This is a genomic window from Pseudomonas sp. LBUM1643, from assembly GCF_059716215.1.
The window spans coordinates 1487230-1512629 of the sequence record NZ_CP166813.1 but is presented as its reverse complement, the minus strand read 5'-3'; the positions used below and the strand labels follow the sequence as shown (position 1 = coordinate 1512629).

Annotated in this window: 26 protein-coding genes and 1 riboswitch; of the genes, 14 read left to right on the top strand and 12 right to left on the bottom strand. The window is 59.1% G+C overall.

Annotated features, from left to right (window positions below; translation table 11 throughout):
• Positions 1–146 precede the first annotated feature (146 nt).
• Positions 147–707 (top strand): glycine cleavage system transcriptional repressor, encoded by a 561-nt coding sequence (locus tag ACA063_RS06760; RefSeq protein ID WP_162439468.1) that lies wholly within the window; start codon positions 147–149, stop codon positions 705–707.
• 11 nt (positions 708–718) lie between these two features.
• The gene (locus ACA063_RS06755) at positions 719–1192 is read left to right on the top strand and encodes a peroxiredoxin (protein WP_497665253.1); all 474 of its coding nucleotides are present in this window, start codon (positions 719–721) and stop codon (positions 1190–1192) included.
• A 159-nt stretch (positions 1193–1351) separates the two neighbouring features.
• Here the strand turns inward: ACA063_RS06755 and ACA063_RS06750 are convergent, their stop codons facing one another.
• Positions 1352–2422: an AI-2E family transporter gene (locus tag ACA063_RS06750; protein WP_162439466.1), complete on the bottom strand. Its 1071-nt coding sequence runs from the start codon at positions 2420–2422 to the stop codon at positions 1352–1354.
• Positions 2423–2453: 31 nt separating this feature from the next.
• A complete protein-coding gene (locus tag ACA063_RS06745) occupies positions 2454–2693 on the bottom strand; it encodes a sulfurtransferase TusA family protein (protein WP_028621876.1) in 240 nt (79 codons plus the stop codon).
• A 98-nt stretch (positions 2694–2791) separates the two neighbouring features.
• Between ACA063_RS06745 and ACA063_RS06740 the strand changes: the two genes are divergently transcribed.
• Positions 2792–4225, top strand: a complete 1434-nt coding sequence (locus tag ACA063_RS06740; RefSeq protein WP_497665252.1) for a M48 family metalloprotease — start codon at positions 2792–2794, stop codon at positions 4223–4225.
• 87 nt (positions 4226–4312) lie between these two features.
• Here ACA063_RS06740 and ACA063_RS06735 read toward each other — a convergent pair whose 3' ends face one another.
• The 4 genes from ACA063_RS06735 to rpoE all read right to left on the bottom strand — a co-directional run bounded on the left by ACA063_RS06735 (position 4313) and on the right by rpoE (position 8093).
• Complete coding sequence (locus ACA063_RS06735) at positions 4313–5746, bottom strand: DegQ family serine endoprotease (protein ID WP_497665251.1); 1434 nt, start codon at positions 5744–5746, stop codon at positions 4313–4315.
• Between the two features lie 181 nt (positions 5747–5927).
• Entirely contained in the window at positions 5928–6884 is a 957-nt protein-coding gene (locus tag ACA063_RS06730; protein ID WP_497665250.1) for a MucB/RseB C-terminal domain-containing protein, read from the bottom strand.
• Between the two features lie 8 nt (positions 6885–6892).
• Positions 6893–7480 carry a sigma-E factor negative regulatory protein gene (locus ACA063_RS06725; RefSeq protein WP_497665249.1) on the bottom strand — a complete coding sequence of 196 codons (588 nt, stop codon included), beginning with the start codon at positions 7478–7480 and terminating at the stop codon, positions 6893–6895.
• Positions 7481–7511: 31 nt separating this feature from the next.
• Positions 7512–8093 carry an RNA polymerase sigma factor RpoE/AlgU gene (rpoE, locus tag ACA063_RS06720; RefSeq protein WP_007944079.1) on the bottom strand — a complete coding sequence of 194 codons (582 nt, stop codon included), beginning with the start codon at positions 8091–8093 and terminating at the stop codon, positions 7512–7514.
• Positions 8094–8651: 558 nt separating this feature from the next.
• Here rpoE and nadB point away from each other — a divergent pair.
• On the top strand, positions 8652–10268 hold the full coding sequence (gene nadB, locus ACA063_RS06715; RefSeq protein WP_497665248.1) for an L-aspartate oxidase: 1617 nt from the start codon (positions 8652–8654) through the stop codon (positions 10266–10268).
• Here the strand turns inward: nadB and ACA063_RS06710 are convergent.
• Both ACA063_RS06710 and ACA063_RS06705 read right to left on the bottom strand, forming a co-directional pair.
• Positions 10237–10689 (bottom strand): protein YgfX, encoded by a 453-nt coding sequence (locus tag ACA063_RS06710; RefSeq protein WP_497665247.1) that lies wholly within the window; start codon positions 10687–10689, stop codon positions 10237–10239. The genes nadB and ACA063_RS06710 overlap by 32 nt on opposite strands.
• Complete coding sequence (locus ACA063_RS06705; protein ID WP_028624454.1) at positions 10673–10927, bottom strand: FAD assembly factor SdhE; 255 nt, start codon at positions 10925–10927, stop codon at positions 10673–10675. The genes ACA063_RS06710 and ACA063_RS06705 overlap by 17 nt, the downstream gene beginning before the upstream one ends.
• Positions 10928–11076: 149 nt before the next feature.
• On the opposite strand from ACA063_RS06705, the gene ygfZ reads away from it, so the two are divergent.
• Both ygfZ and ACA063_RS06695 read left to right on the top strand, forming a co-directional pair.
• A complete protein-coding gene (ygfZ, locus tag ACA063_RS06700; RefSeq protein WP_497665246.1) occupies positions 11077–12018 on the top strand; it encodes a CAF17-like 4Fe-4S cluster assembly/insertion protein YgfZ in 942 nt (313 codons plus the stop codon).
• Between the two features lie 36 nt (positions 12019–12054).
• Entirely contained in the window at positions 12055–12876 is an 822-nt protein-coding gene (locus tag ACA063_RS06695; RefSeq protein ID WP_497665245.1) for an HDOD domain-containing protein, read from the top strand.
• Between the two features lie 152 nt (positions 12877–13028).
• Here the strand turns inward: ACA063_RS06695 and ACA063_RS06690 are convergent, their stop codons facing one another.
• Positions 13029–14414 (bottom strand): sensor histidine kinase, encoded by a 1386-nt coding sequence (locus tag ACA063_RS06690; protein ID WP_497665244.1) that lies wholly within the window; start codon positions 14412–14414, stop codon positions 13029–13031.
• A complete protein-coding gene (locus ACA063_RS06685; RefSeq protein WP_497665243.1) occupies positions 14407–15078 on the bottom strand; it encodes a response regulator in 672 nt (223 codons plus the stop codon). Before ACA063_RS06685 ends, ACA063_RS06690 begins: the two co-directional genes overlap by 8 nt.
• A gap of 385 nt (positions 15079–15463) precedes the next feature.
• On the opposite strand from ACA063_RS06685, the gene ACA063_RS06680 reads away from it, so the two are divergent.
• The 4 genes from ACA063_RS06680 to ACA063_RS06665 are packed head-to-tail and all read left to right on the top strand — an operon-like array spanning position 15464 to position 19503.
• A complete protein-coding gene (locus tag ACA063_RS06680) occupies positions 15464–16441 on the top strand; it encodes a Bug family tripartite tricarboxylate transporter substrate binding protein (protein ID WP_497665242.1) in 978 nt (325 codons plus the stop codon).
• A gap of 60 nt (positions 16442–16501) precedes the next feature.
• Positions 16502–16960, top strand: a complete 459-nt coding sequence (locus ACA063_RS06675; protein WP_497665241.1) for a tripartite tricarboxylate transporter TctB family protein — start codon at positions 16502–16504, stop codon at positions 16958–16960.
• 1 nt (position 16961) lies between these two features.
• Entirely contained in the window at positions 16962–18476 is a 1515-nt protein-coding gene (locus tag ACA063_RS06670) for a tripartite tricarboxylate transporter permease (protein WP_497665240.1), read from the top strand.
• Complete coding sequence (locus ACA063_RS06665; RefSeq protein WP_497665239.1) at positions 18469–19503, top strand: AbrB family transcriptional regulator; 1035 nt, start codon at positions 18469–18471, stop codon at positions 19501–19503. The genes ACA063_RS06670 and ACA063_RS06665 overlap by 8 nt, the downstream gene beginning before the upstream one ends.
• 93 nt (positions 19504–19596) lie before the next feature.
• Here ACA063_RS06665 and ung read toward each other — a convergent pair whose 3' ends face one another.
• Complete coding sequence (ung, locus tag ACA063_RS06660; protein WP_162439451.1) at positions 19597–20289, bottom strand: uracil-DNA glycosylase; 693 nt, start codon at positions 20287–20289, stop codon at positions 19597–19599.
• 132 nt (positions 20290–20421) lie between these two features.
• On the opposite strand from ung, the gene dspII reads away from it, so the two are divergent.
• The gene (gene dspII / locus ACA063_RS06655; protein ID WP_497665238.1) at positions 20422–21534 is read left to right on the top strand and encodes an enoyl-CoA hydratase/isomerase DspII; all 1113 of its coding nucleotides are present in this window, start codon (positions 20422–20424) and stop codon (positions 21532–21534) included.
• A gap of 114 nt (positions 21535–21648) precedes the next feature.
• On the opposite strand, the gene ACA063_RS06650 is transcribed toward dspII, so the two are convergent.
• Entirely contained in the window at positions 21649–22101 is a 453-nt protein-coding gene (locus ACA063_RS06650; protein WP_497665237.1) for a hypothetical protein, read from the bottom strand.
• Between the two features lie 420 nt (positions 22102–22521).
• Positions 22522–22622, top strand: a riboswitch (guanidine-I (ykkC/yxkD leader).
• A gap of 61 nt (positions 22623–22683) precedes the next feature.
• On the opposite strand from ACA063_RS06650, the gene ACA063_RS06645 reads away from it, so the two are divergent.
• Genes ACA063_RS06645 through ACA063_RS06635 form a run of 3 tightly spaced genes read left to right on the top strand, consistent with a single transcriptional unit; the run spans position 22684 to position 25391 of the window.
• Positions 22684–23751 (top strand): putative urea ABC transporter substrate-binding protein, encoded by a 1068-nt coding sequence (locus tag ACA063_RS06645; RefSeq protein ID WP_497665236.1) that lies wholly within the window; start codon positions 22684–22686, stop codon positions 23749–23751.
• A gap of 16 nt (positions 23752–23767) precedes the next feature.
• Positions 23768–24583, top strand: a complete 816-nt coding sequence (locus tag ACA063_RS06640; protein ID WP_497665235.1) for an ABC transporter permease — start codon at positions 23768–23770, stop codon at positions 24581–24583.
• A 19-nt stretch (positions 24584–24602) separates the two neighbouring features.
• On the top strand, positions 24603–25391 hold the full coding sequence (locus ACA063_RS06635; RefSeq protein ID WP_497665234.1) for an ABC transporter ATP-binding protein: 789 nt from the start codon (positions 24603–24605) through the stop codon (positions 25389–25391).
• The last annotated feature ends 9 nt before the right edge of the window (positions 25392–25400 follow it).

Genomic DNA, 25400 nt, shown 5'->3' with positions numbered 1-25400 from the left:
GATCCAGCGTTGCCACCCTTCGCTCTTGCCACACTGGAGCACGTTGCAACCTGCCACTCGGGTTTTCTGAATTCGCATCCGCAGGCCCGTTTCCGGTAATAAGAGCCCATCGAAGTATCGACCGCTCATCGCTTTAGGAATGCTGCATGTCCACCCCCACAGTTCGCGAACAATTCCTTGTCATCAGTGCCCTCGGCGCCAACCCTATGGAGCTGACTAACGTCCTGTGCCGCGCCAGCCATGAAAATCGCTGCGCCGTGGTCACCTCTCGCCTGACGCGTCATGGCGAATGCAGCGCGTTGGTCCTCGAGATTTCCGGCAGCTGGGACGCCCTGGCGCGTCTGGAAGGCAGCCTGCCGAGCCTGGCCAAGAAGCACGCTTTCACCGTCAACGTAGTGCGCAGTGCGGCCCTGGAGAATCGTCCCCAGGCCCTGCCGTACGTCGCTTATGTCAGCTCGGCTTATCGCTCGGACATCATCAACGAGCTGTGCCAGTTCTTCATGGACCACAACGTCGAGCTGGAAAACCTGACCTGCGACACCTATCAGGCACCTCAAACCGGCGGCACCATGCTCAATGCCACGTTTACCGTGACGTTGCCTGCCGGCGTGCAGATCAGCTGGTTGCGCGATCAGTTCCTGGATTTTGCCGACGCGCTGAACCTGGATGCCCTGATCGAACCGTGGCGCCCACAAAACCCAATGTAAGGAAGCTTTTCATGGCCGTTGCCATCGACCAACCGGTTGCCGACTTCGAAGCGCCTGCCACCAGCGGGCAGACCGTCAGCCTCGCCAGTCTCAAAGGCAAGCAGGTGGTGATCTACTTCTATCCGAAGGACAGCACGCCGGGTTGCACGACTCAGGGTCAAGGTTTTCGTGATCAGCTTGACGCGTTCAAGGCTGCCAACACTGAAGTGTTCGGCGTGTCCCGTGACAGCCTGAAATCCCATGAAAACTTCAAGGCCAAGCAAGCGTTCAACTTCGAGCTGATCAGCGACAAGGAAGAAGCCCTTTGCCAGCTGTTCGATGTGATCAAGCTGAAGAAGCTGTATGGCAAGGAATACATGGGTGTTGATCGCAGCACGTTCCTGATCGACAAGGATGGCGTGCTGCGTCAGGAATGGCGTGGCGTGAAAGTGCCGGGGCATGTGGATGCCGTTTTGGCGGCGGCTCAGGCGCTGAACAAGGCCTGAGTTTTCTGGCGTCCTTCAGGACGCCATCGCGGGCAAGCTTTGCTCCCACTGTTGATCGCGTTGTCCGTTCATACGCGAACTAATGTAGGAGCGACGGTGCGACGATTCGACCTGCTCGCGATGAGGCCCTCAGGCTCATTTAAGAACCAAGAATGACGCTTAAAGCAGCGGCGCCACCACCGGTTCCTTCCGAGGCCAGGCATCCAGCACAGCCTTGAACAGCGTCGCGAGCGGAATCGCAAAGAACACGCCCCAAAATCCCCACAGCCCTCCGAACAACAGCACCGCACAGATGATTGCCACCGGATGCAGGTTCACGGCTTCCGAGAACAGCAGTGGTACAAGTACGTTGCCGTCCAGGACCTGGATGATTCCGTAGACCGCCATCAAATAGATGAACTGATCGCTCCAGCCCCACTGGAACAGCGCAATCAGCAGTACCGGCACGGTCACCACCACAGCGCCGACGTACGGCACGACCACCGACACACCCACCAACAGCGCGAGCAACGCCGCATAGTTGAGCCCCAGAACGACGAAGCCGATGTAGGTCACGCCACCACAAATGAAGATCTCGATGACCTTGCCGCGAATGTAGTTGGCAATCTGTCGATTCATTTCATGGGCGACACGGGTGATCAGCGCCCGCTCGCGAGGCAGATAGCCGCGCACCCACTGGCCGATCATTTCCCGGTCCTTGAGAAAGAAAAACACCAGGATCGGCACCAGCACCAGGTAGATCATGATGTTCACCAGCAGCGGCAAGCTCGACAGGGAGAACGTGAGCGCCCACTGGCCGAAATTGCCGATCTCGCCTCGCGCCACTTCTATGGCCCGCAACACTTGCTCATCAGACACCAGATGCGGGTAGCGCTCCGGCAGCAGCAACAGCAACGACTGCCATTTTGCGAGCATGCCGGGAAGCTCGTTGAACAGTGTGATCAGCTGATGCCAGAGCAACGGCAACACCACCACGATGAACACCAGCAACACCCCCATGAACAGCGCGAACACCAATCCCACAGCCGCCCCACCGGGCACGCGCAGGCGTTCGAGGGTTACCACCAACCCTTGCATCAGGTACGCCAGCACCATGCCAGCCAGCACGGGCGCGAGCATGCCGCCCAGGGTCAATACAGCGGTGAACGCCAGAAACAGCAGGACCGCCAACACCACCGCTTCTTCATCGGAAAAATAGCGCTGGATCCAGTCGCGTAACACTTTGAACATCAAAAATCCTTAGAAACGAACGCTGCGGTTTTCAGGCTTTTTTCAACCAGTAGCGGTATACGCCTGCTTCATCTTCCTCGCGAAGCAGCGTATGACCGGCCAAACGAGCAAAGGTGCGGAAGTCGCGCTGTGAACCCGCATCGGTGGCGATCACCTTGAGTACCGCGCCGCTGGCCATGCGATTGAGTTCCAGCTTGGCCTTGAGCAGCGGTAACGGGCAATTCAAGCCACTGGCGTCCAGTTCGGCATCATGGGCTACAGCGTCGGTCATTGCGTCACTCCGGGTCAGACGATTGAGCGGATTAGAATATCTGGTCCGAAGCGAAGTGTCCGGCTACAGTAAGGTCTTTGTCGACTAAGGCTTTGTGCATGACTTTTTTGCGCCCTACCCTGCTGACGCTCGCTTGCCTGCTCGCCTCTCCGGGCTTCGCCGACGACCTGCCGTCACTCGGCGACGCCAGTTCTGCCATCGTCTCGCCGCAACAGGAATACCAACTGGGCCGCGCCTGGCTTGCCCTGTTGCGCAGCCAGGTCTCGCAGCTCAACGATCCTCAGCTCAAGGACTACGTCGAATCCAGCGTCTACCGGTTGGTCGAAACCAGCCAGGTCAATGACCGGCGCCTGGAATTCATCCTGATCAACAGCCCGCAGCTCAACGCCTTTGCGGCGCCGGGCGGGATCGTTGGGGTCAACGGCGGTTTGTTTCTCAATGCCCAGACCGAAGGCGAATATGCCTCGGTACTCGCTCACGAACTGGCTCACTTGTCGCAACGCCACTTTGCTCGCGGTGTTGAAGCACAACAGCGCATGCAGGTGCCAATGATGGCTGCACTGCTGGCCGGGATCGTGATTGCTGCGGCAGGTGCCGGCGATGCCGGTATCGCGGCGATTGCCGGCACGCAGGCAGCGGCGATCCAGGAACAGCGGCGCTTCTCGCGCCAGAATGAACAGGAAGCCGACCGCATTGGCATTCTCAACCTGGAAAAAGCCGGGTATGACCCGCGCTCGATGCCAAGCATGTTCGAACGTCTGGGGCGTCAATACCGCTTCGACGCCAAACCACCGGAATTCCTGCTGACTCACCCGGTCACCGAATCGCGTATTGCCGACACCCGAAACCGTGCAGAACAGGCCAAGCCCGGCGGTATAGAAGACACCCTGCGTTATCAGCTGATTCGTGCACGGGTTCAACTGATCTACGAAGAAACACCAGGTCTTGGTGCGAAACGCTTCCGGGCCCAGCTTGATGAGAATCCGAAAAACGACGTTGCGCGCTATGGTTTGGCAATCGCCCAGATCAAGGGTGGCCAGCTGAATGAAGCGCGGGAGAGTCTCAAGCTGCTGCTGGACAAGGCGCCGAACGAGATCATCTACAACCTGGCGCAGGTGGACCTGGACATCACCAACAATCGTCTGGCGGATGCTCAGTCGCGGGTTGATCGCATGCTGGCCCAGTACCCCGGCAACTATCCGCTGAACCAGGTGCGTGTCGACCTGTTGCTGAAACAGAATCGCGCCGCCGATGCTGAAAAAGCCCTCGAAGGCCTGCTTAAATCGCGCCCGGATGATCCGGACGTGTGGTATCAGGTGGCCGAGACTCGTGGCCTGTCTGGCAATATCATCGGCCTGCATCAGGCACGTGCTGAATACTTTGCCCTTGTGGGCGACTATCGTCAGGCCATCCAGCAGCTGGACTTTGCCAAACGCAAGGCCGGCAGCAACTTCCCGCTGGCTTCGCGAATCGACGCTCGCCAACGCGAGTTGATGGAGCAGGAGCGCATGGTCAAGGACATGATGGGCTGAGCGGATGTAGCCGTGGCTACAGTGGGATCACCGGACACAAAAAAACCGCCTCTTTCGAGGCGGTTTTTTATTGAGCCAACAACCGGTTTATTCAGCCAGTTTGAAGGTAATGAAGCTCGCGCGACCTTGACGCAGGACTCGCATCGACACCGAGCGATTCTTCGGCAATGCCTTGGCGATCTCAGTGAACTCCTTGGTGGAACCAATCGCCTGATTGTTCAGGTGAGTGATCACATCATTAGGCTTCAAGCCGATCAGGGAGGCAGGACCGTCCTGGACTTCCTTGATGACTACGCCGCCTTTGAGATCAAACGTCTTCTTCTGTTCATCGGTCAGCTCGGCCACCGAAACACCCAGGCGATTGCTGCTGCGCTCAACACCTGATTTCGGCAAGGCATCCAGCTCTTTTCCTTCTTCTGGAATGGCGCCAACGGTCAGCTCGACATCCTGACGCTTACCGTCACGAATCACTTCAAGCTTGGCCTTCGAGCCCGCTTTCAACGCACCGACCAGGTGTGGCAAATCGGCAGACATGACGATCGGCTGACCGTTCATGCTGAGGATCACGTCACCGACTCGCAAGTCACCCTTGGCAGCCGGGCCATCGTCCTGGATCTGCGCGACCAGTGCGCCGGCCGGCTTATCAAGACCGAACGACTCGGCCAGGTCCTTGTTGACTTCCTGAATCACTACACCCAACCAGCCACGGCTGACTTTCCCACCGCTTTTCAACTGATTGGACACATCCATGGCCACGTCGATCGGGATTGCAAACGACACGCCCATGAAGCCGCCGGAGCGGGTGTAGATCTGCGAGTTGATACCCACTACTTCACCATTCAGGTTGAAGAGCGGGCCACCCGAGTTACCCGGATTGATCGGCACGTCGGTCTGGATGAACGGCACGTAGTTTTCGTTCGGCAGGCTACGACCGATGGCGCTGACAATACCTTGCGTCACCGTGTGGTCAAAACCGAAAGGTGAGCCGATGGCTACGACCCACTGGCCAGCTTTCAGGTCCTGGGATTTGCCGAGCTTGAGTACCGGCAGATCCTTGCCTTCGATTTTCAGCAGCGCCACGTCAGAACGTGGATCGGTGCCGATCAGCTTGGCTTTCAATTCACTGCGGTCGGCGAGACGAACCAGAATTTCGTCGGCATCGGCAATTACGTGGTTGTTGGTGAGGATGTAGCCATCAGACGAGATGATGAAACCAGACCCCAGGGATTGGGCCTGCTGGCGATCACCCCTTGGTGAACGAGGCGTGCGAGGCTGAGGCATACCGCGCTCAAAGAACTCGCGCAACATCGGCGGCAAGCCTTCAAGGTCGGGCATATCCTCACTGGACACTTTACGGTCCGGCAATTTCTGCGTGGTACTGATGTTCACAACGGCGGGCGAGGCTTGCTCGACCAGTTGCGTGAAGTCAGGCAATTCGGCCGCCTGGACAGCAACCGCCTGACCGAGCACCAGCACGGTAGCAAAGATGGAAAGGTAAGACTTCAAGCGTGGTATCGACATACGGCTCCCGTTACGACGAGCATGGTTAAGCGATATGGAGCAAGGAACACCGGGAACGATACGCCGGTATTTTTGTTCCGGGAACAACAAACAAGGCCAGAGCCGAGAGGCCCTGACCTATAAAAAACTTTGGGGGTATTTGCAAATTGAAATGCTCACCAAACATTTCGATATCGGCTCACTACTTGGTTGCAGTGGCATCGGTGCGCATGGACAGCGCAATCCGTTCTGCGGTGCCGATTGGAATTTCACCGACTACGGTCACCATCATTTCGCCTTGAGGGGTGGTCAAGCGCCGAGAAACGGCAACGGTCGGCCCTAGCTGGGTGCGCGTATCGGTGACAGTTGCACCGTTCAACGGCTCGAGGAACACCGAAAAACGAGCAAGCCCGTCGTCATACAGCAGGCTGTTGACCTGGGTTTTGGTTTCAGGGTCTTTTCGAGCACTGCTACTTGTCAATTCGAAGCCCGGAGGTAACCAATCCGAATGCCAGGCTTGGGTCACCTTGGCAGCCGAAGCCTTGTCACTGTCCAGGTTAACGGTCTTGCAATCAGTCCCCGCCAGCAAGTCGCTGTCAGAGGGGACATCTGCAGTGTTCAGCTGAGTGAACTGAAACCGCTCCAGCAACTGGCCCTTATCGTTCAATAACAACGATTTAAGCGGCAGGCCGGTTTCTTTATCCAGATGCAGCTCAAAACCATATCGATGCTGATCACGCGGCGTCAGCGAAACGATCACCGCCGGACGCCCAGCCACACGCGACTTGCCGATGACGGCAAGGTCATACCAATTCTTGAGCTTTTGAGGGTCGAGTGCACGAGCGGTGGAATTTGGAGAATCCCCAAGCCCCGCAATCAGGGTGCCGCTGACGCATTGAGTATGTCCATCAACACGCACGACTTCCTGAGCCGAACCGTCGAGCTGCAGTAAACGCTCGCGGACCTTGCCATCCTGGACGCGGTGCCAGATGTTGTGGGTAGAAAAACTACCGTTACGCTCGTAAACGAAAGTACCGTAGAAGCTTTGCTGTTGCTCAGCTTGGCCCAGGCGGGTCAACCAGTCCTGGGCTTCATCGGCATGGGCTGGAACAACGAACCAGCCACTGAGCAGAAGCGAAAGTAGAGGTATGGCGCGCATGATCCTCCTTAACGGTTTTCCAAGCTTGCTGCACGAGCATACGGCAGTGCACTTTCAGTGCCTTTCAAGGCAGCCTGTTGCGCGTGTTGGCGCAAATAGCTTGGCAAACGCTGATCGTGCCAGCCTGGCTGACCTTGCAGAACGCCATTGACCATCGGACCAGTCGCTTCCGAGCTCTCATTATAGCCTGCCAAAACAGCTGGACCCTTGACCTGAGGAACGGCCAACGTCGGCTGGTTGGATTGCTGAGCCAGTTCGACACCGGCAATTTCGTCCTGGTTATACAGGCGAACACCGGCCAAAACGGCAACGGTAACGGATGCAGCAACTGCCAGGCGACCCAGGCTACGCCAAGGACCACGGGTTGCTTTTACCGGTACGGTTTCGTCAGCCAGAGCTGCCGAGACGGCCGCCGCGATATCCAGGCGTGGAAGCAGCAGATCCTTGTGCATGACTGCCCGAGCGATTTGGTAACGAGCCCAGGTTTCACGGGTTTCAACATCGTCGAAGGCATTTAGTACCCGACGCAATTCCAGTTCGTCCGCTTCGTTATCCATCACTGCGGACAGCGATTCCTGCAGGGCTTCACGACTCATGGCGTTCCTCTCTTGGCTATCGCCGCTGTCTTTAGTTTTCCTGCAACAACGGCTGCAGGGCTTTATCGATGGCTTCCCGAGCGCGGAAAATCCGGGAGCGCACGGTACCCACCGGACACTGCATGACTGCCGCAATGTCCTCGTAACTCAGACCATCAAATTCACGTAAAGTTAAGGCCGTACGCAAATCTTCTGGAAGTTGCTGAATGGTTCGATGGACGGTGCCTTCGATCTCATCCCGCAGCAACGCACGTTCTGGTGACTCGAGATCCTTGAGGCCATGATCGCCATCGTAGAACTCTGCATCCTCGGAACTTACATCGCTATCCGGCGGCCGGCGGCCGCGTGAAACCAGATAATTCTTCGCCGTGTTGATGGCGATGCGGTAAAGCCACGTGTAAAACGCGCTGTCTCCGCGAAAATTTCCAAGTGCGCGGTAAGCCTTGATAAAGGCTTCCTGCGCCACATCCTGGGCTTCATGGGTGTCGTGCACGAAACGCACGATCAACCCGAGAATTTTGTGCTGGTACTTCAGCACTAACAGATCGAAAGCGCGCTTGTCGCCGCGTTGAACGCGCTCGACCAGCTGCTGATCCTCTTCCTGGGTTAGCATGAACACTCCTCGATAAGCTCGGAGGAGGCTTGCATAACTAAACGACCAGACTTGCAAACATAGACTCGGGCTTTTCGCAAAAGTTCTCCCCCTCCAGGCAAGTTTCCTGCGGGCTCTGATTTGGCACGCACGAAAAGCGCAGCGCGGGCTAGCCCGGCTGCGCGAATAGTCTTTTCATCGGATTCGCCGGCAAGGATCCAACCACAGATCCCGCGTTGAAGCCGACACTGTCCCTTGATTCGGGCAACGGTCTATTGATCTTGGCCCTTTGGCAAAAGTTCCAAATATTTATAGCCATGCGAACCGACATTGTGCGGATATGAACAGAAAAAGACTGTTAAATCCACGATACAGTCCAGCTGTCGCCGAACCGGTCAAAAAAACATCCGACGAAGCGTCCGATGATTTCCGTCACAGTAGTTTCACAATGCCATATAGGCTCGGCTATTGTGCCGCTCCCCCCCTCTATATACTAGTGGGCTGTGTGGCTGCCTTGACTCGCCGTTGCGGGAGTTTTGCGCCAACCCCGACCCGGGTCGCATTGAGCGGAATCCTGAAATGAGCCAACAGTTTCAACACGATGTTCTGGTAATTGGCAGCGGCGCTGCCGGTTTGAGCCTTGCGCTGACCTTGCCCGGTCATCTGCGCATCGCCGTTCTGAGCAAAGGCGACCTCGCCAATGGCTCGACGTTCTGGGCCCAGGGAGGTGTTGCTGCCGTCCTGGATGACACCGACACCGTTGAGTCTCACGTCGACGACACGCTCAATGCCGGTGGGGGCCTGTGCCACGAAGACGCTGTACGTTTTACCGTCGAGCACAGTAAAGAAGCCATTCAGTGGCTGATCGACCAAGGCGTACCCTTTACCCGCGACGAACAATCCGGCACCGAAGACGGCGGATTCGAATTCCATCTGACTCGCGAAGGCGGGCACAGTCATCGACGCATCATCCATGCAGCCGATGCCACCGGCGCCGCGATTTTCAGAACCTTGCTCGACAAAGCCAGGCAACGACCCAACATCGAACTGCTGGAGCAGCGGGTTGCGGTCGACCTGATCACTGAGAAACGCCTGGGTCTGGAAGGCGATCGCTGCCTCGGCGCCTATGTCCTCAATCGCGGCACTGGCGAAGTCGATACCTACGGCGCCCGCTTTGTGATTCTCGCGTCCGGCGGTGCCGCCAAGGTCTACCTCTATACCAGCAACCCCGACGGTGCCTGCGGCGACGGCATTGCCATGGCCTGGCGTTCGGGCTGCCGAGTGGCGAACCTGGAATTCAACCAGTTCCACCCCACCTGCCTGTATCACCCTCAAGCCAAGAGTTTCCTGATCACCGAAGCCCTGCGCGGTGAAGGTGCGCACCTGAAACTGCCTAATGGCGAACGCTTCATGCACCGCTTCGACCCAAGAGCCGAACTGGCGCCACGGGACATCGTCGCCAGGGCCATCGACCATGAAATGAAGCGTTTGGGTGTTGACTGCGTCTACCTGGACATCAGCCACAAGCCCGAGGCGTTCATCAAGACGCACTTCCCGACGGTCTACGAACGCTGCCTCGAGTTTTCCATCGACATTACCAAGCAGCCAATTCCAGTGGTCCCGGCCGCGCACTACACCTGCGGCGGCGTGATGGTTGATCAGAACGGTCGCACCGACGTGCCCGGTCTGTACGCCATTGGCGAAACCAGCTTCACCGGCCTGCACGGCGCCAACCGCATGGCCAGCAATTCGTTGCTGGAGTGTTTTGTGTACGCGCGGTCGGCTGCGGCGGACATTCTTGAACAGTTGCCCGCCGTATCGATCCCGATCGCCCTGCCCGTCTGGGATGCGAGCCAGGTCACCGACTCCGACGAAGACGTAATCATTGCGCACAACTGGGATGAATTGAGGCGATTCATGTGGGACTACGTCGGCATCGTGCGCACCAACAAACGCTTGCAGCGAGCGCAACACCGCGTGCGCCTGCTGCTCGATGAAATCGACGAGTTCTACAGCAACTACAAGGTCAGCCGGGATTTGATCGAGTTGCGCAACCTGGCCCAAGTAGCCGAGCTGATGATCTGCTCAGCGATGGAACGCAAGGAAAGTCGCGGCCTGCATTACACGCTCGACTACCCGAACATGCTGCCGGTCGCCCTGGACACTATTCTGGTGCCGCCCACCTACGTCGACTGAACTTGAGCCGAACCCGCAGGCGTCGGTGCACATCCGCCGCCTGCGAATCCCGAGGCACACAGACCGACCGCACACGCCGCTCCCCCCTCAGACGAAAACGCAGCACCACCACCAATGGCAATGCCAGGCTGTCCGGCCGTAGCTGTACCGACTGCCAACCCGCCGCCTGATTCCATAACTGCCAGCCGTCGGCGTCACGACGCAAACCGCGAAAAGCCTGGGGATGACTGAGCAAAATCTGCCGAGGCAGCACCCATGCGCCATGTATCAGACAGGCTAAAGCGCCGAGCAGACTTGCCCAGAGGGGAATAAAAAGCAGGAAAAGCGAACCCAGCGCGAGCAGCTGGGCGATCAGATAAGCCGCCAGCAACTGCCGTGAGGCATGCCAGCGGCATTCAAACGAATTACTTTGGCTGGACACGATCCAGGATCATGCGAACCATGCGCTGAAGCTCCGGATCTTCCGATTCGGCCCGCTCCATGAACCAGCCGAACATGTCCTGATCTTCACACTCCAGCAGCCTGACGTAGCAGTCGCGATCAACCTGGTTCAAGTGCGGATAAACTTCCTTTACGAATGGTACCAGCAGCACGTCAAGCTCAAGCATGCCGCGGCGGCTGTGCCAGTAGAGGCGATTCAGTTCAACATCTTCGACCATGGAGCGCTCCTCAAATAGGCCGCAAGTATACAGCCCCGTGTCCGGGCGAACAGTCGGCTTTGGTCGGTCAATACGCCGCTTTTGTGAACTACCCATTTCAAGAGCGCGCCCTTATGATGTCCCCCAGACTCTTTACCCTGCGATGACCCATGGCCGATTCCGCTTTTTTCTGCACCCTGTCCCACGAAGGCGTTCTCGCGGTTCGAGGCGCGGACGCCAGCAAATTCCTGCAAGGCCAATTGACCTGCAACCTCAATTACCTGAGTGACACCCAAGCCAGCCTTGGCGCCCGCTGTACCCAGAAAGGCCGCATGCAGTCGAGTTTCCGCATCCTGCTCGAAGGTGATGGCGTTCTGCTGGCGATGGCGACAGAGCTGTTGGAGCCGCAACTGGCGGATCTGAAAAAATACGCGGTGTTTTCCAAATCAAAGCTGACCGATGAAAGCCACGCCTGGGTTCGTTTCGGCGTTGATCATGGCGATGACGCGCTTACCGGACTGGGCCTCGCCTTGCCAGCGGACACCGACAGCGTGGTCCGCAACGACGGCCTGATCGCCATCCGTGTTTCGCCGAACCGCGCCGAGCTCTGGGTCGCCGTCGATAAAGCTGATGACATCAAAAGCAAGCTGTCCGCCGTTCTGCCCGAACGCGATCTGAATCAATGGCTGCTCGGACAGATCCGCGCAGGGATCGGTCAGGTCATGCCCGCTACCCGCGAGCTGTTCATCCCGCAGATGCTCAATCTGCAAGCCGTCGGTGGCGTCAGTTTCAAGAAAGGCTGCTACACCGGCCAGGAAATCGTCGCGCGCATGCAATACCTCGGCAAACTCAAGCGCCGTCTGTACCGCTTGCAGCTGGATGCCAGCGAACTGCCCGAACCCGGCGCACAACTTTTCTCGCCGACCCACGCCAGCTCCATCGGCGAAGTGGTCATTGCTGCACGCACCGAGCAAAACATTGAACTCCTGGCGGTGTTGCAAGCCGAAGCAGCAGAAGGTGGCAATATCCACCTCGGCGCGCTTGAAGGGCCTGCCTTGCAAATGCTCGACCTGCCTTATCAACTGGATCGCGACCGCGAAATCCAGCGTTGAAGGCAGCACTTGTCGCAATACCCCTGGAAAGACGAAATGAGCGAGCTGGCGGATAAGGTCCAACAGGATTTGGTTGCGGCCATCAACAATGATGACCTGGTTCTGCCAACATTACCGGAAGTGGCCCTGCAGATTCGCAAGGCCGCTGAAGATCCGGAAATCAGCGTCAGCGCCCTGAGCAAAGTGATCGGCCGCGATACCGCGTTGTCGGCGCGACTGATCAAGGTCGTTAATAGCCCCCTGCTGCGCGCGGCTCAGGAAGTGACCGACCTGCACACGGCCATCACTCGCCTGGGCGTCAACTACAGCAGCAACCTGGCCATCGGCCTGGTCATGGAGCAGATTTTCAATGCCCGCTCTGACGTGGTTGAGCAGAAAATGCGCGACGTCTGGCGCAAGAGCCTGGAAATTGCCGGCATCAGCTATGCACTGTGCCGCCGCTACACCCAGCTCAAACCGGATCAGGCAGCACTCGGCGGGCTGGTGCACCAGATCGGCGTACTGCCGATCCTCACGTACGCTGAAGATCACAACGAACTGCTGGCTGACTCCATCAGCCTCAACCACGTGATCGACCAGATTCACCCGTTGATCGGCGACAAGCTGCTCAGGGTCTGGGACTTCCCGGAAAAGCTGGTGAATTTGCCAGGACAGTACCTGGACTTCCAGCGCGATTCCGAGCGAGTGGATTATGTGGATCTGGTGCAAGTCGCAAGCTTGTACTGCCACAAGGGCACCGACCATCCGATTGCGCGGGTGAATGCGTTCGACGTGCCGGCTTTCAAGAAGCTGGGGATCGACCCGGACAATTTGGCCGTCTGCCAGGATCTGGAAGCATCGCGGTCGATGTTTTACTGATCACTGTGGCGAGGGAGCTTGCTCCCGCTCGGCTGCGCAGCAGTCGTCATCTTTGAGCTGCAGCCCCCTGAATATAGGCAGTGAGTTGTCCTGGGGCCGCTGCGCGGTCCAACGGGAGCAAGCTCCCTCGCCACACTGATTTTGACTAAACCTCACCCCGCAATAAAACTCACCCGCACCTTCAACCCGGCCTGCTCGCCATCGTGCAGGCTGATCTGCGCCAGGTGCGCACGACAGATCTCCCCAACAATCGCCAACCCCAATCCCGAGCCGGCCACTTGCTGATTGCGCCGATAAAAGCGCTCGAACACGCGCTCGCGCTCTTCGAGTGGAATGCCAGGGCCATCGTCCTCAACCTCCAGCACCGCAGGCGGCGTCACCCGCAAAATCACGTTGCCGCCCGGCGGCGTGTGAGCCAGCGCGTTATCCACCAGGTTGCTCAACAACTCATTCAACAGCGTCGGCTCACCGCGCAGCCACACCGGTTCGTCCGCCTCCAATGCCAACGCCACCCCGCGCGCATGAGCCAGTGGCGCCATGGCCATGCCCAGCTCGCGAGCCAACTGACTGAGATCGAGTAATTGCGCGCCACCTTCGGCAATCGCACGCGCCCCGTTTTCAACCCGCGCCAGCGACAGCAGCTGATTGGCCAGGTGAGTCAGGCGATCTGTACCTTGGGCCGCCGTTTCCAGCGTGCTGCGCCACGTCTGCGGTTCGGTTGAGCGCAGACCCAATTCAAGTCGCGCCTTGAGCGCTGCCAAAGGTGTACGCAACTCATGGGCGGCATCGGCAATGAACTGCGCCTGACGCTCGAACTGTCCGCGCAGCCGTTCGGTAAAGTGATTGAGCGCGCGCACCAATGGCCACAACTCATGCTGCACTTCCACCAACGGCAACGGCCGCAAATCGTCTGGCTGACGCTCTTCCACCGCGTTGCGCAAACGCTCCAGCGGACGCAATGCCGCACTGACCGCAAACCACACCATCAGCAGCGCACCGATCGCCAGCATCCCCAACCGCAGCAAAGTATCCGCCGCCAGGCTGCGCGCCATGCTGACCCGTGCCTCATCGGTTTCTGCGACACGAATCTCCGCCATGCCGTTCATGTTCGGCTCGCTTACCGGCTTGAGCAGGCTGACCACACGGACGTTCTGGCCTTGATACTTGGCGTTGTAGAAGCGCGCCAGTGCGGGATAGTCATCCGTGCGAGGTGTTCCCGGCGGCGGCGGTGGAAGGTTTTCGTAACCTGAAATCAAATTCTGGTGGATGTCGTTGACCAGGTAAAAAATGCGCCCGGCACTGTCGTAAGCGAAAGTATCGAGGGCCACATAAGGCACATCGGCGCTGAGCGTACCGTCGCGCTGCGAAACACCTGCGGCGATGGTTCGCGCAGAGGCCAGCAACGTGCGGTCATAAGCGGTGTCGGCGGCTTCGCGCCCGTTCCAGTAAGCACTCAATCCACTGGCCAGCATCAACACCACCAGCAACAGCGCGAGGTTCCACAGCAACCGCCAACGCAGGCTGCTGGGCTTATGCATCACGACTTTCCAGCAAATAGCCGAGACCGCGGAAGGTCACGATGGCGACCGGGTGGCCGTCGAGTTTTTTGCGCAAACGGTGGACATAGATTTCGATGGCATCCGGGCTGGCTTCTTCATCCAGCCCGAACACCTGAGAGGCCAGCTGCTCCTTGCTCATCACCCGACCGGGGCGCGCGATCAACGCTTCAAGTACCGCTTGCTCGCGAGAAGTCAGCGTCAGTAATTCTTCGCCGAGGGTGAAGCGTCGAGTGTCCAGATCATAGACCAGCACCCCGCAAGTCTGCTGCCGTTCGCCGCCCAGTACACTGCGCCGCAACAAGGCTTTGACGCGCGCTTCGAGTTCCGTCAGCTCGAAAGGTTTGGCCAGATAATCATCGGCACCGAGGTTCAAGCCATGGACCCGATCCTTGACGTCGCTGCGCGCGGTCAGCATCAACACCGGCAGGTTTTTGCCCCGAGAACGCAGACGCGCCAGCACTTCGAAACCATCCATGCGCGGCAGACCGACGTCGAGAATCGCCATGGCATATTCCTCGCTGCTCAAGGCCAGGTCAGCGGCCACGCCATCGTGCAAAACGTCCACAGTCAGACCTGTGCTTTTAAGCGCCTGAGCGACACTTTCAGCGAGCTGCAGATGGTCTTCGACGAGCAGGACACGCATGGATCATTACCTCGTTCAGGGATGGTCGACGCCATTCTTTGGCGCGAAGTTTACAGCCGCATCCGTCGCTGTGAAGCCCGAAAACCGTGAAAGGCTGCTGAAAGGTTAGTGAAAGGTTGAGCCGTTAGAGTCGGCCCACGGATGGTTTCGACTGCAAGCCATCATCTCGTGCTTTGAAATGTAGCTCCCGAAAAACGCCCCGATGCGTTTTCGCCAATAAGAACAATAACCGAGGTACTGCACCATGCCGTTATTACAGCGCCAGGCTGTCCCGCCCTACTCTTTCCCTGAATCTCCACCGCTTGCCAGCGCCGCTACCGGTTGCACGGTGCGAACCCGCCTCGCCTGACCCATCTCGAAAAACAATAACTCCTGTGGAGACATCATGAATCGATCACTGCGCCGTTTCGCCCTCGCCGCGAGCTGCATGCTTTTTGCCGGCCAACTGATGGCCGAACCAAAACGCCCGGAATGCATTGCCCCAGCCTCGCCAGGCGGTGGTTTCGACCTCACCTGCAAACTGGTGCAAAGCGCGCTGGTCAACGAAAAGCTGCTGAGCAAACCGATGCGTGTGACCTACATGCCCGGCGGCGTAGGCGCTGTGGCCTACAACGCGGTGGTCGCTCAACGTCCGGCCGATGCCGGCACCCTGGTGGCGTGGTCCAGCGGCTCATTGTTGAACCTGGCGCAAGGCAAATTCGGTCGTTTCGATGAGAACGCCGTGCGCTGGCTGGCCGCTGTCGGCACCAGCTACGGCGCCATCGCCGTGAAAAACGACTCGCCCTACAAGACCCTGGACGACCTGGTCCAGTCACTGAAAAAAGACCCGAGCAAAGTCGTCATTGGTTCCGGCGGCACCGTCGGCAGTCAGGACTGGATGCAAACCGCGCTGATCGCCAAAGCAGCCGGCATCAATCCGCGCGACCTGCGTTACGTTGCCCTCGAAGGCGGCGGTGAAATCGCCACGGCACTGCTCGGCGGCCATATCCAGGTCGGCAGCACGGACATCTCCGACTCCATGCCGCACATCCAGAGCGGCGACATGCGCCTGTTGGCCGTGTTCTCCGAAAAACGCCTGGACGAGCCGGAAATGAAAGACATTCCGACGGCTAAGGAGCAAGGCTACGACATCGTCTGGCCGGTGGTTCGCGGCTTCTACCTCGGGCCAAAAGTCAGCGATGAAGACTACGCCTGGTGGAAAGACTCCTTCGACAAACTGCTCGCTTCCGAAGAGTTCGCCAAGCTGCGCGATCAGCGCGAACTGTTCCCGTTCGCCATGACCGGTCCGGAACTGGACACGTACGTGAAGAAGCAAGTGTCGGATTACAAAGTGCTGGCCAAAGAATTCGGCCTGATTCAGTAATCGCCTCTGTCCAGCGGCTGCGTCCCCGATGATCGAGGGGGCGCGGCACAGGAGTTCCTCATGCTCTTACAACGCATTTTTGCTTCGGTGCTGTTGCTGGCCTGCGTCGGCCTGGCACTGATGGCATGGCCGTACCAGGCCGCTTTTTCCTACGAACCGGTGGGGCCGCGGGCCTTTCCATTGCTGATGCTCGGGCTGATGGGCGTTGGCTTGCTGTACATGCTGTTTCGCCCGACGCCCATCGTGCACAGCGAAGAAGCCCCGAAACTCGACCGCGAAACCCTGACCAAAATCGGCATCTGCGTCGTACTGCTACTGATTTTCGCCGGCTTGTTCGAGCCACTGGGCTTCATTCTCAGCAGCATCCTGATCGGCATTCCGATGGCGCGCCTGTATGGCGGTCGCTGGGGGCCGAGCATCGTCGTGACGACGCTGATGAGCATTGGTCTCTACCTGCTGTTCGACAAGTTGATGGACGTGCCGCTGCCTCTGGGCCTGCTCGACGTTCTGGAGAACTGATATGGATACTTTTGGTTATTTGGGCCAGGGTTTCGGCGTCGCGCTGAGCCCGTACAACCTGGTAACGGCACTTTGCGGCACCCTGATCGGTACGGTCGTCGGCCTGTTGCCGGGCCTGGGACCGATCAACGGCGTAGCGTTGTTGATCCCGATCGCATTCGCCCTTGGCTTGCCGCCAGAGTCAGCGCTCATTTTGTTGGCAGCTGTGTACCTGGGCTGTGAATACGGCGGCCGGATCAGCTCGATCCTCCTGAACATCCCGGGCGAAGCATCCACCGTGATGACGACCCTCGACGGTTACCCGATGGCCCGCAAAGGCCTGGCCGGCGTAGCACTGTCGCTGTCGGCGTGGAGCTCATTCATCGGTGCGTTCATTGCCACCTGCGGCATGGTGCTGTTCGCCCCGCTGCTGGCGAAATGGGCGATTGCCTTCGGGCCGGCGGAATACTTCGTACTGATGGTCTTCGCGATTGTCTGCCTGGGCGGCATGGCCGGCGATCGTCCGTTGAAGACGTTTATTGCCGCCTTGATCGGTCTGTTCCTGTCGACGGTCGGGATCGATGCCAACAGCGGCGTGTATCGATTCACCGGAGACAACATCCACCTGACTGACGGCATTCAGTTTGTCGTGCTGGTACTGGGCCTGTTTTCCATCAGCGAAATCCTGCTGCTGCTGGAAAAAACCCATCGCGGCCAGGAAGCGGTGAAAGCCACCGGCCGGATGATGTTCAACTTCAAGGAAGCGTCATCGGTGTTCGTGGTGAACATTCGTTGCGGCTTGCTGGGTTTCATCATGGGCGTGCTGCCCGGTGCCGGCGCCACCCTCGCCAGCGCCGTGGCCTACATGACCGAAAAACGCATCGCGGGCGCCAAAGGGACGTTCGGCCAGGGCGACATGCGCGGTCTCGCGGCACCGGAAACCGCTATCGGCGCGTCGGCTTGCGGCGCACTCGTACCGATGCTGACCCTCGGCGTTCCAGGTTCGGGCACCACGGCGGTGATGATCGGCGCGCTGTCGCTGTACAACATCACCCCGGGCCCGCTGCTGTTTCAACAACAACCGGACATCGTCTGGGGCCTGATCGCGTCGTTGTTCATCGCCAACATCATGCTCGTGATCCTCAACATCCCGATGATCCGCATCTTCACCCGCATCCTTGCCGTGCCGAACTGGGCACTGGTGCCCGTGATCGCCATCATTACCGGGATCGGCGTCTACGCGGTGCACGCCACCACGTTCGACCTGTTCCTGATGATCGGGATCGGTATCTTCGGTTACATCCTGCGCAAGCTGGACTTCCCGCTGTCACCGGTCCTGCTGGGCTTCATCCTCGGCGGCCTGATGGAACAGAACCTGCGTCGCGCCTTGTCGATTTCCAACGGTGCGCTGGAAATCCTCTGGTCGAGCCCGATCACGTTCGGTGTCTGGGTACTGACCGCAGTGATGTTGCTGATGCCGCTTCTGCGCATCTGGCGCAAACGTTCAGTCGCCCGGCGCGTTGTCGCCGATGTCTGATCGCACACCGTTCAACGCCTGGTGGGGTACGCCGCTAGTCGGCGCGCTGGGCGGTTACCTTGCCAGTCTGATCGGCTGGCCATTGCCGTGGATGGTCGGCTCGTTGCTGGCGATCATCCTGGTGCGCTGCCTGACACCCTGGCAGCTGGCGGAAATCCCTGGTGGCCGCAAATGCGGCCAGTGGGTGGTCGGTATCGGTATCGGCCTGCACTTCACCCCGGTGGTGATGGAGCAGGTGCTGAGCCACTTCGGTTTGATCTTCTTCGGTGCGTTGGTCACCAGTCTGTCCGCCGTGGTGGGGGTCTGGTTGATGCGCCGTACCGGTGAAGATCGCGCCACCGCGTTTTTTTCCAGCATGCCAGGCGGTTCAGGCGAGATGGTCAACCTCGGCGCCCGCAACGGTGCAGTGCTCAGTCGTGTCGCGGCCGGGCAAAGTTTGCGGGTCTTGGTGGTGGTTCTGTGTGTACCGGCTGCGTTCAAGTATTTGCTGGGCGACGGAGCACCGGTGTTTCACCCTTCTGCTGTCAACTGGTGGTGGCTGGCCGTTCTTTTCCCGGCAGGTGCCTTGGCTGCCTGGCTGTGGGAACGTCTTCGTCAACCCAACCCGTGGCTGTTCGGCCCTTTGCTGGTGAGTGCGGCGGTGAGCATTGGTTGGGATCTGCACATCGGATTGCCCGACGGCGGCAGCCAGATTGGCCAATGGCTGATCGGCAGCGGCTTGGGTTGTCACTTCAATCGACAGTTTTTCCGTCGCGCACCATCGTTCATGGGGCGCACCTTGATCGGCACGGTGCTGACCATGTTGATCGCAACCCTGGCGGCGCTGGGGTTGAGTGCGCTGACCCACCTGGATTTGCGTTCGCTGACACTGGGCATGATGCCCGGCGGCATTGCCGAGATGAGCCTCACGGCGGAGACCCTGCAACTGTCGGTACCGTTGGTGACGGCGATGCAGGTGATGCGGCTGTTGTTTGTGTTGTTTCTGGCAGAGCCGTTGTTCAAGTACTGGAACCGCAGTCCAGAGTAAAGACCGAGTTGAATTCATCGCCAGCAGGCTGGCTCCCGCAGGTTATGTGAAAACCGTAAACCAATGTCGGAGCCAGCCTGCTGGCGATGCTTTTCAAACCGGTGGCAACCGCCACTCAATTGGCGTCTCGCCATTCTGCTCAAGAAATTTATTGGTCCGGCTGAAATGCCCGCAGCCCAAAAACCCACGATAAGCCGACAGCGGCGATGGATGCACCGACGTCAGCACCAGGTGCTTGGTGGCATCGATCAGTTTCTGTTTACTCTGGGCATGTGCGCCCCACAGCATGAACACCAGATGCGGCTGATGCTGGCTGACCACCTCGATGATCCGGTCCGTGAAAAACTGCCAGCCCTTGTCCTTGTGCGCATTGGCACTCGCCCGCTCCACCGTCATGGTGGTGTTGATCATCAGCACGCCTTGATCGGCCCAGCTTTGCAGGTAGCCATGGCTGGGGATGTCGATGTTCAGGTCGCGCTTCAACTCTTTATAGATGTTCACCAGCGAAGGCGGCGCCGGCACGCCCGGCTGCACCGAGAAACACAAGCCATGGGCCTGGCCCGGGCCGTGATACGGATCCTGCCCCAGGATGACGACTTTCACCTTGTCCAGCGGCGTCGAGTTGAGCGCATTGAAAATCATCGGTCCCGGCGGATAGATCTCCTTGCCCGCCGCACGTTCCTGTTGCAGGAAATTGCGCAACTCTGTCATGTAGGGCTGGTCGAACTCAGCACGCAGTGCCTCCTTCCAGCTCGGTTCGAGTTTGATACGGTCGTCAGCAGTCATGGTTACATCCGGCAAAAACAATGGGGCGAACCCTAAGAAGGCCCATCACGCTTGTCAATTGATCTGACGCAGAACCGGCACTTTCTTGCACAGCGATCATACTGAACGCTCAAATTCCCGATCGAGGTCACGATGAATCTGCACTTCGAAGAACTCACCGGCACCGACGGCGCACGCATCGGCGTAGCAAGCCTGGATGCCGAAAAGTCCCTGAACGCCCTGTCGTTGCCGATGATCAACGCCCTGAGCGATCAACTGGACGCCTGGGCCAAGGAACCGCAAATCGTCTGCGTGCTGCTGCGCGGCAACGGGGCCAAGGCATTCTGCGCCGGCGGCGAAGTCCGTAGTCTGGTAGAAGCCTGCCGCGCGCATCCAGGTGAAGTACCGCCCCTGGCTGCGCAGTTCTTTGCCGCGGAATACCGATTGGACTTCAACCTGCACACCTATCCCAAACCGCTGATCTGCTGGGGACACGGCTATGTGCTCGGCGGCGGCATGGGTCTGCTGCAAGGCGCGAGTATCCGGATTGTCACGCCCAGCAGTCGCTTGGCGATGCCGGAAATCAGTATTGGCCTCTATCCCGATGTTGGCGCCAGCTGGTTCCTGTCCCGCCTGCCCGGCAAGCTCGGGTTGTTTCTCGGGCTGACCGGTGCACACATGAATGGTCGCGATGCCATTGATCTGGACCTGGCGGACCGCTTCCTGCTCGATGAACAACAGGAACAGCTGATTGAAGGCCTGCTGCAGTTGAATTGGCAGGAGCAGACATCGATGCAGCTCAACAGCCTGCTCAAGGCCCTGCAACAGGAAGCTCTTGGGCAAATGCCCGAAGCTCAATGGCTGCCGCGACGCCAGCAAATCGACGAGCTTCTGGATGTCAGCGACGTACGTTGCGCCTGGAAGGCCATCAGCCAACAGCGCGATCAAACGGACCTGTTGCTCAGTCGTGCCGCCCGAACCATGAGCGAAGGTTCACCGCTGACCGCGCACCTGGTGTGGGAGCAGATCATCCGCGCCCGACACCTGTCGCTCGCGCAGGTTTTCCAGATGGAATACACCCTGAGCCTCAACTGCTGCCGACACCCCGAGTTCAGCGAAGGTGTGCGGGCACGGTTGATCGACAAGGATCAGAAGCCGCACTGGCATTGGCCGGACATCAACACCGTGCCGGATGCTGTGGTCGAAGCGCACTTCCACAAGGCGTGGGAAGGCCGGCATCCGTTGGCGGATCTGGGGGAATACTAAACGAAGTGTGGGAGCGACCCTGCTCGCGATAGCGGCGTATCAGCCATCTTTAAGACAACTGATACATCGCAATCGCCAGCAGGCTCGCTCCCACAATTTTCTTACAACGTTGAATCAGCGATGACCACCCCGTCCACCATTGTCGCCACGGCCGTTGTGATCGCCTCGTCCACCGTGATTATTGTTACGCCCTCCCCCACGATAGTCATTGTTCCCACCGCGATTGCGGCCGTCCCACCCATGATTCTGATGAGCTCGATAGTCCGCTCGTGGCGCCGACTGGTAATAGCGCGGTGCCGGTTGATAAACCCGCGGCTGGTAGTAATGCCGAGGGGTTGGCTGGTAGTACCGCGCCGGTGGGGCGTAGTACCGGCGAGGCTGGGTGTAATAGCCTCCGCCGCCCGAATAGTAGGTGGCGCCACTTGAATAATAGGCAGGTGCTGGCGAGGTGTAGACCTCGGAACTGTAGTAGCTGGATCCTCCATCGGAATAAGGCACGCACGCCCCTAAGGACAATCCCACTACTGCAATAAGAAGAATTCGGCGGAGCTGTTTTCGACAGAGCATGGCGGCCTCCTGGACCGCGAGTGAGCCATACCAGCGACGCTGGCAGGCGACAGTCAATTATTCGGTGACTGTCGAAAGATAAGACATCGATTTCAGAATCTGGTGCGCCCCAGCAACAAGTTGAAACATCTAGCCGATGAAAGGTTTTTCATCCATTCACTCGCTGATTCATGGTGCAGGCGGATGTATCCACCGCCGAAATGATCAATGTGGATTGGCTACATGACACCGCCCCTCGTATCAGCAGTGTGGACGTTCCATTGCGGTGCACCTCTGCACCATCCCAAGGCAATCCCCCCTGCATCCTCTATCGACCACGCATCTGAACGCCCACGCTAGAGCCTTCAGACGGACTTGGCACGTCTCTCGCTTTAACAATCCCCGTGCAGGAGTCACTACAGGTTCGCGGCACCACAATTTGCAATGGCTGACTAGGGTTCCGGCTCGCTAAGGCGAGTGACTGGTCCGAGAGTTGGCGACCTCCAGTTGAGGTTACACGGCGGGACAAAAGCCCGGGAGACAAGCCACCGCTAGCGGTGCCGCGTTGCCTCCTGTCCGCCCTTGATCAACTGGAGAACCACCATGTCCCAGCATCGTTTACCCACCCTGCTCGCCGCTGCATTCGCAGCCTTCGTGAGCCTCTCATCCCAAGCCGCGCAAAAAGACCACTTCAGCGTCTGCTGGACTATCTACGCCGGCTGGATGCCCTGGGAATACGCGGGTAGCCAAGGCATCGTCGACAAATGGGCGAAGAAGTACGGCATCAAGATCGATGTGGTGCAGCTCAATGACTACGTCGAATCCATCAATCAATACACCGCCGGCCAGTTCGACGGTTGCACCATGACTAACATGGACGCGCTGACCATCCCCGCGGCCGGCGGCGTCGACAGCACCGCGCTGATCGTCAGCGACTTCTCCAATGGCAATGACGGCATCGTACTTAAAGGCGAGGGCAAAAAAGTCACCGACCTAAAAGGGATGGACGTCAATCTGGTCGAACTGTCGGTGTCCCACTATCTGCTCGCCCGGGCGCTGGATTCCGTCGATCTCGCCGAGAAAGATTTGAAAGTGGTGAACACCTCCGACGCCGACATCTCGGCGGCTTTTAACACGGATCAAGTCAACGCCGTCACCACCTGGAACCCGATGCTCTCGGACATCAAGGCCAAGCCCGGTGTGACCGAAGTCTTCAATTCCAGCCAGATCCCCGGCGAAATCATGGACATGATGGTGGTCAACAGCGCCACGCTCAAAGACAACCCGGCCCTGGGCAAAGCGTTGACCGGTGCGTGGTTCGAAGTGGTCGAGTTGATGAACGCGAAAAATGCCGCCAGCAAAGCTGCGCTTGAACACATGGCCAAAGCATCAGGCACAGATTTGGCCGGCTTCCAGTCTCAACTCGACACCACCAAATTGTTCGCCACACCGCAGGAGGCCCTCGCCTTCACCACCAGCAAACAATTGCCGGACACCATGCGCAAGGTCGCCGAATTCTCGTTCCAGCACGGCTTGCTGGGTGAAGGCGCGAAAGACACCAGCGCCGTCGGCATGGCCTTCGCCAACGGCGTGACCAGTGGCGACAAAGCCAACCTCAAGCTGCGCTTCGACCCGAGCTACGTGCAGATGGCGGCCGACGCCAAGCTGTAATCAGGAGGACATGGCCATGCGCCTGATCAATCGCCACCCGGATCGCCCGAGTCGCCTGTTACTGGTGATCCTGCCCTTCGCCCTGGTGCTGTTCGCCTACTTCATGGGCTCGGCAGAGCGGCTGATGGACAACCCCAACGACAAGCTGCTGCCCAGCGCCGTGCAAATGACCGACGCGGTCAAACGCCTGGCGTTCACTGCGGATACCCGCACCGGGGACTACCTGCTGTGGCAGGACACCGCGTCCAGCCTGCGGCGCCTGGCCATCGGCCTGGGCATCAGCGCGATTGCCGGGCTTTGCCTGGGCATCGCCGCCGGCACGCTACCGCTGTTTGGGGCACCGCTGTCCCCCTTGCTGACAGTGCTGTCGATGGTGCCACCGCTGGCGATCCTGCCGATTCTGTTCATCGTGTTCGGACTGGGCGAATTGTCGAAAGTGATGTTGATCGTGATCGGCATCACCCCTTGCCTGGCCCGTGACCTGGAACAGCGCGCCCGGGAAATTCCGGTCGAACTGTTGATCAAGGCCCAGACCCTCGGCGCGTCCACCTGGACCTTGATGTTGCGCGTGGTGCTGCCGCAATTGCTGCCGCGCCTGTTGATCTCGTTGCGCCTGATGCTGGGCTCGGCGTGGTTGTTCCTCATCGCCGCAGAAGCCATTGCCTCCACCGACGGTCTCGGTTACCGGATTTTCCTGGTGCGCCGTTACCTGGCGATGGACGTGATCCTGCCGTACGTGGCGTGGATCACCCTGCTCGCCTGGCTGATGGATTGGGGCCTCAAGCGCCTGACCCGGCGTGCGTTCCCTTGGCATGAAGGTGCCTCCAAATGAGTTCCAAAGGAGCCCGCGCATGAGCTTTATCACGGTGAAAAACGTCTGGCAGCAATACGCCGATCAGGTGGTGCTCGAAGGCTTGAACCTGAACGTCAACGAAGGCGAGTTCTGCACCTTGGTCGGCGCATCCGGTTGCGGCAAGTCGACCTTCCTGCGCCTGTTGCTCGGCCAGGAACGCGCCAGCCGCGGAGAGATCCTGCTCGACGGCCAGGCTTTGGCCAGCGAACCGGATTCGAGCCGGGGCGTGGTGTTCCAGCGCTATTCGGTGTTCCCGCACCTGACAGTGCTGGACAACGTCGCCGTCGGCCTGGAACTGCCCCGCTCGCCGTTGCTCGGTCGCTTGTTCGGCAGCGCCAAAAAAGACGCCCGCGAACAGGCCTCGGTTCTGCTGCGCAAAGTCGGCCTCGGTCATGCGCTGGACAGGTATCCGGCGCAGCTGTCCGGCGGCATGCAACAACGACTGGCCATCGCTCAGGCGCTGATCATGAAGCCGCGCGTCTTGCTGCTCGACGAGCCCTTCGGCGCCCTTGATCCGGGCATCCGCAAAGACATGCACAGCCTGCTGCTGGAGCTTTGGCGCGAGACGCAATTGACGGTGTTCATGGTCACCCATGACCTGACCGAAGGCTTCAGCCTGGGCACGCGTTTGCTGGTGTTCGACAAGGTCCGCGTCGACCCGCACGCCCCCGGCGCCTATGGCGCGCGCATCACCTACGACATCCCGTTGAACAGCGACCGCCGCGTCCATCGCGCCGCCGTCGACGCCTTGCCGACACCGTTGGCAGGCCTGCTTCGTACCGCTTAGAGGAATTTG